The sequence below is a fragment of the Kitasatospora sp. NPDC036755 genome, assembly GCF_040636595.1.
Lineage (GTDB): Bacteria > Actinomycetota > Actinomycetes > Streptomycetales > Streptomycetaceae > Kitasatospora.
In genome coordinates, this window is sequence record NZ_JBEZUT010000402.1 from 1 (window position 1) to 6,862 (window position 6,862).

Genomic DNA, 6,862 nt, shown 5'->3' on the forward strand with positions numbered 1-6,862 from the left:
ACCGCTGAAGACGTGACCGGACCGACATCCCGGCGCGACGCCGCACCGAGCGGGCCCGAAACGAGGGGGACCTGATGCCGATCTGCCCGAGGAGCACCTCGACCCGGGCACCGACCTCGGCGCGTACGGCATCGACTCGCTGAGCATCATGGGCGTGACCGCCGAACTGGAGAAGCTGTTCGGTCCGCTCTCCAAGACCATCTTCTTCGAGTACCTCAACATCGCCGACGTCGCCGCCCACTTCGTGGAGTCCCGGCGGGAGCAGCTGGCGGCCGTCCTCGGCGGGGCCGAGCCGCAGGCGGGGGCCGAGCCGGCACCGGAAGCCGTCGGGGCGCCCACCGGGGCGCCCGGGGCCGTCGGAGCGGACGACGCCCCCGCCCCCGCGGCCGTCGGGTCCGTCGTGGCCCGCGAGGAACGGTCCGGCGCGGGCCGGGACGACCGGCACGACATCGCGATCATCGGGATCTCCGGCCGCTACCCCGGCGCCGACACCCTCGACGAGCTGTGGGAACTGCTGGCGGACGGCCGGCACAGCTTCACCGAGGTCCCCGCCGAACGCTGGGACCACCGGGCCGTCCTCGACGGCGACCGGTCCGTGCCCGGCAAGACCGTGATCCGGACCGGAACGTTCCTGCGCGACATCGACGCCTTCGACCCCCGCTACTTCCGGATCTCCAAGCGCGAGGCCGAGCAGATGTCCCCGGAGGTGCGGCTGTTCCTCCAGGCCGGGGTGCAGGCGCTGGAGGACGCCGGCTACTCGAAGGAGACCATCCGGCGCCGCTACCAGGGCGACGTCGGCGTGCTCGTCGGGACGATGAGCAACCACTACAACCTGTACGGCTTCCAGAACAGCCTCACCCGCGGCGCGCCGCAGAGCGGCAGCTACACCGGCACCATCCCGAACATGCTGTCCTACTTCTACGGCCTGACCGGGCCGTCGATCTTCCTGGACACCATGTGCTCGGCCTCCTCGACCTGCATCCACCAGGGCGTGCAGATGCTGCGGGCCGGCGAGTGCCGGATGGTGGTCGCGGGCGGCGTCAACCTGCTGCTGCACCCGTACAACCTGATCACCTCCTCGCAGGAGCACTTCACCACCGGCACCTCGGACGTGATCCGCAGCTTCGGCGTCGGGGTGGACGGCACCATCCTCGGCGAGGGCGTCGGCGCGGTGGTGCTCAAGCCGCTGGTCGACGCGGAGCGGGACGGCGACCACGTGTACGCCGTCATCAAGGGCACCGCCCTGTCCAACGCCGGGGTGCGCAACGGCTTCACCGTGCCGAGCCCCGCCATGCAGGCCCGCGCGATCGAGAAGGCCGTCGAGGACGCCGGGATCGACCCGCGGACGATCGGCTACGTCGAAGGCCACGGCTCGGGCACCGCCCTGGGCGACCCGATCGAGGTCCGCGCCCTCACCTCCGCCTACCGGACGTACACCGCGGACAAGCAGTTCTGCGCGCTCGGCTCGGTCAAGGCCAACATGGGCCACCTGCTCGCCGCCGCCGGGATGGTGGGCCTGTCGAAGGTGCTGCTCCAGCTGCGGCACGGCAAGCTGGCGCCGTCCCTGCACAGTTCGGAGCTCAACCCGGACATCGACTTCGCCGACACCCCGTTCCGGGTGCAGCAGACCCTCGCCGACTGGCGGCCGGCCGTCACCACCGTCGACGGCCGGAAGGTCGCCCACCCGCGCCGGGCCGGCCTCACCTCGATCGGCGCCGGCGGCATGAACTCCCACATCATCCTGGAGGAGTACCCGCCGCGGCCGGTGCGCCGGGAGCCCTTCGGCGAGCAGCTGTTCGTGTTCTCCGCGATGAACGAGGACGCCCTCGGGCGCTACCTCGTCCTCTTCCGCGACCACCTCGCCGGGGCCCGCGAGGCCGACCTCCCCGACATCGCCTTCACCCTGCGGGTCGGCAAGAACGAACTGCCGCACCGCTGGGCCTTCGTGGCGGCCGACCGGGCCGCCGCCCTGGCCGCCGTGGACGGCTGGCTGGCAGGCCGTCGGGACGTTCCGGAACACGGGACGGCCCGGACCTGGCTCTCCGGCCGGAGCGTCGACTGGGACGAACTGCCCGCGGCCCGGCGGGTCCCGCTGCCCGCGTACCCCTTCGACCGGGTGCGCTGCTGGGTCGAGGTGGACGAGGACGCGCCGTCCGTCCTCGCCCCGCTGGCCTTCCGTGACCGGCTGCACCCCTTCCTGGGACGCAACGAGTCCGACGTCCACGGCCTGCGCTACACCGCGGACCTGCGCCTCGACGACCTCCGGGACTACACCTACCGGCAGGACGGGCTCCCCGTCGTGGTGCCCACCTTCGCCGTGGACCTCGCACTCGCCACCGGGAAGGTCAGCGGCTTCGCGGCCGAACCGGCCGTCCACGACCTGCGGGTGCTGCGACCGATCGACTGGTCCGCCACCGGACGCCTCGTCACCGAGTTCGCCGACGGCCACGGCCTGGTGCGGGCCGGGGACGGGCCGCCCGCCGTCGAGTTCACCGTCCGGGCCGGCGGCACGCCCGTCGGCCGGATCGACCTCGCCGGACTGCGGCCCGTGCTGGACCGGGCGGGCTTCCTGGCCGAACTGGCCGAGGGCGGTGTCGTCCCCCGGGCCGCCTCGTGCGCCGTCGCCGGGGTGTCCGCCGCGCCGGACGGCGGCACCGTCCTGCGACTGGCCCGCCCCGACGTCCAACAGGACCACGCCCGGCGGCACGTGGGCATCGAGCCCGCGGTGCTCGCGGCGATCGCCCTGGGAGTGCAGTGGACCGCCCGGCGGGCCGGGCATCCGGACTGGCAGCACATGGCGCCCAACCGGATCGGCGAGATCACGGTCCGCGCCGGCGGGCCGGTCGGGTACGTCCTGCTCGGCGCCGACCGGATCCTGCTGGCCGACGAGGCCGGCGAGGTCCTCGGAGCGCTGGAGGGCGTGCTGTGCGGCACCGGGGGAACGGCTCCGACCGTGCGCCGGGCCACCCGGCCGGCCGCCGTCCGCCCGGGGCCGGGCACCGACGGTCCCGACACCACCGGTCCCGACACCGCCGGAACGAGCGCCACCGGGTCCGCCCGGGCCGTCGTGGCCGTGGACGGAGTCGTGGACGGGGTCGTGGACGGGCTGCGCGAGATCGCGGCGGGGCTGTTGAAGTTCGAGCCGGCGGAACTCGACCCCCGGACCGGCCTGGACGAGTTCGGCTTCGACTCCATCTCCCTGGTCGCCTTCGCCAAGCGGATCGAGGAGCGCTTCGGCGTCACGGTCAGCCCGGCCGTGTTCTTCGACCTCAGTACCCTGGCGGCGCTGGGCGCCCACCTGGTCGAGGAGCACGGGGCCTCAGCCGCGCCGCGTCCGGGCCGCGCCGCGGTCGTCACCGCGACCGGACCCGTGGCCGGACCCGCGGCCGCCGCCGTGACCGCCCCGACGACCGCCCCGGCGACCCGGGAGGCACCGCCCGTCGCCGAGCCGCGGCCCCGGCCGACCGGCACCGGGACGGCCGCGGACCAGCCGATCGCCGTGATCGGCGCGGCCGGACGCTTCCCCGGCGCCCGCGACCTCACCGAGTTCTGGGCGAACCTGCTGGCCGGGCGGGACTCCGTCACCGACTTCCCGCTGGACCGGTACGACGAGGAGCAGCGCCGGGCCGTCACCGCCCTGGACTTCCCCCGCCGGATGGGCGTCCTCGACGACGTCGACGCCTTCGACGCGGCGTTCTTCCGGATCCTGCCGCGCGAGGCCGAACTGATGGACCCCCAGCACCGCCTGGTGCTGGAGACGGTGTGGCAGGCGCTGGAGGACAGTGCCCACCGCCCGAGCGAACTCCCCACCAACACCGGCGTGTTCATCGGCGTCACCGGCAACGACTACGCGACGCTGCTCAGCACCGGCGGGGTGCGGCCGGACGCCTTCACCGCGACCGGCACGAACCACGCGATCCTCGCCAACCGCATCTCCTACCTGCTCGACGTGCGCGGCCCGAGCGAGCCCGTCGACACCGCCTGCTCCAGCTCACTGGTCGCGGTGCACCGCGCGATGGAGGCCATCAGGTCCGGCACCTGCGACCTGGCGATCGCGGGCGGGGTGAACGTCCTGCTCGACGCCGGAACCTTCGTCAGCGCCCACCGGGCCGGAATGCTCAGCCCGGACGGACTGTGCCGCACCTTCGACGCCGACGCCGACGGATACGTGCGCGGCGAGGGCGTGGGAGCCGTCGTCCTCAAGCCGCTGGCGGCGGCCGAGCGCGACGGCGACGCGATCCTCGGCGTGCTCCGGGGCAGCGCGTACAACCACGGCGGGCGGGCCAACTCGCTCACCGCGCCGAACGCCGACGCCCAGGCCGAGCTGATCACCGCGGCGGTCGGCGGCCTCGACCCGGACACCGTCGGCTACGTCGAGGCCCACGGCACCGGAACGGCCCTCGGCGACCCGGTCGAGGTCCGCGCGCTGCGCACGGCCTTCCGCAGGCTCGGCCGGAGCGACGACGGCTCCTGCGGCCTGGGCTCGGTCAAGACCAACATCGGGCACCTGGAGTCCGCGGCCGGAATCGCCGGGCTGCTGAAGGTGCTGCTCGCGCTCCGGCACGGGGTGCTGCCCGCGACCCGACACCTGCGCAAGGTCAACCCGTTCGTCGAACTCGCCGACGGGCCCTTCCACCTCGTCCGGGAGAACGAGCCCTGGCCGCGGCCGCGCGACCGCGACGGCCGGGACGCGCCGAGGCGGGCCGGAGTGAGCAGCTTCGGCTTCGGCGGCGTCAACGCCCATGTCGTGGTCGAGGAGTACGTGCCCGTCCGCTCCGACCGGGACGAACCCGCCGGGGACGTCCTGGTGCCGCTGTCGGCGCGCACCCCGGAGCAGTTGACGGCACGGGCCGGCGACCTGCTGGCCTTCCTGGAGCGCTCCGAGGGGGTCTCGCTGCGCTCGGTCGCCCGGACCCTCGTGACGGGCCGGGAGGAAATGGCCGAGCGGGCCGCCTGGAACGTCTCCTCCCTGGCCGAACTGCGGGACCGCCTCCGGGAGTTCGTGTCCACCGGCGACCGCGGCGGGGCCTCCGGCCCGGCGGCCCGCTGGCTCGCCGGGGAGGCCCTCGACCGGTCCGGGTGGCCCGACGGGGCGACTCCGGGACGCCTGCACCTGCCCGGATACCCGTTCGCCCGGGACCGGTTCTGGTACCCCGTGGGCGAACCCGCCCCGGAAGCGGTCCCGTCGACGGCGTCGGCTGCGGAACCCGTCCCGCCGACGGCCGGGGCGGCCGAACCGGCCGGAGCCGTGGCAGCGGCGGCGGGGCCCGGGGCGGAACCGGGGGCCGCACCCGGCGGCGCCCGGGCGGCCGTCACGACCCTGTCGGTCCCGAGCTGGGCCCCCGCCACTGCCCCGGCGGCGTCGGGCCGCCGGCACGACCGGCGCGCGGTCGTGCTGTGCGGAGTCGACGGCGACGTCCCCGGCGCGATCCGGCTGGATACCGCCAAGCAACGGCCGGAGAGCCGGTTCCGCGACCTGTCCTGGAAGCTGCTGGAGACCGTCCGGGGCCTGGCGGCCGAGGGCGGCACGGTGCTGGTCCAGGTGGTCACGGACACCCCGGCCCTGGCCGGCCTGCTGCGCTCGGTGGCCAAGGAGGACCCCGGGGTGCTCGGCCAGGTGATCGTCCTGGACGGCGACTCGGACATCGCCCCGGCCACCGCGGTCGCGGAGAACGCCGACGGCGCGGACGACCTGGTCCGCTACCACCACGGACTCCGGCAGACCCCCGTCTGGACCGCCGTCGCTCCCCCGGCCACCGGCTCCGCCCCGCCGTGGCGCGACGGCGGCGTCTACCTCGTCACCGGCGGCGCCGGCGCCATCGGCGCCGCGACGGCCCGCCGGATCGCCGCCGACGTCCGGCGCCCGACCCTCGTCCTCGCGGGCCGCTCGCCGGCCGACGAGCGGGTGGATGCGCTGCTGGCCGACCTGCGGCGGACCGGAGCGGTCGCCCGCTACGTCCGGGCCGACCTCTCCCGCTGGGAGGAGGTCCGCCACCTCGTCGCCGAGGCGGGCGAGGTCACCGGGGTGGTGCACGCCGCGGGCACGGTGCGCGACGCCCTGTACACCGAGAAGACCGCGACCCAGTGGGAGGAGGTCCTCGGCGCCAAGGCGGACGGCCTCGTCCACCTCGACCGGGCCACCGCGCACTGCCCGCTGGAGTTCGTCCTGGCCTACTCCTCCGGCTCCGCCGTCACCGGCAACCCGGGGCAGTGCGACTACGCGGCCGCGAACGCCTTCCTGGACGGGTTCGCCGTCACCCGGAACGCGGCCGTCGCCCGGGGGGAACGGCGGGGGCGGACGCTCTCCGTCGCCTGGCCGCTGTGGCGGGACGGCGGCATGGCCGTCGACGACCGCACCCTGGCCTACCTGCGGGAGGACCGCGGGCTGGTCCCGATGCCGACGGAGACGGGCTTCACGGCCCTGGCCGACGCCTGGCGCACCGGGGCCGACCGGGTGTGGGTGCACCACGGTGCGCCGGAGCGCGCCGGCACCGGCTCGCCCACCGCGAGCCCGAACCCGAACCCGGGCCCGAACCCGAGCGCGTCCACGTCCCGGCCCCTGCCCCCGTCGTCCGGAGCACCGTCCGGGAGGGCCCTGGACGACGCCGCCGACCGGGCCGTGCTGGACCACCTGCGCGCGGTCTTCGCCGAGGTCAGCAAGCTGCCCCCGGAGGCGGTCGACCCCGACCGGCCGTTCGTCGACATCGGTCTCGACTCGGTGATGGTGATCCAGCTCAGGCGCGCGCTGGCGCCGTTCTACCCCGAGGCTCGGAGGATCCGCAGCAGCCGATGGTGGTCTTCCATCTGTGGAACGGCAGCGAACCGGGGAGCGAACCGTGGCCGCCCGAGCATGCGCAACCGG

At 75.1% G+C, this 6,862-nt stretch carries 1 protein-coding gene; it reads left to right on the plus strand.

Features of this window, described 5'->3' with window-relative positions; genetic code table 11:
• Positions 1-82: 82 nt before the first annotated feature.
• On the plus strand, positions 83-6,862 hold a 6,780-nt coding region (locus AB0E96_RS36340; RefSeq protein WP_359830301.1), incomplete at its 3' end, for an SDR family NAD(P)-dependent oxidoreductase.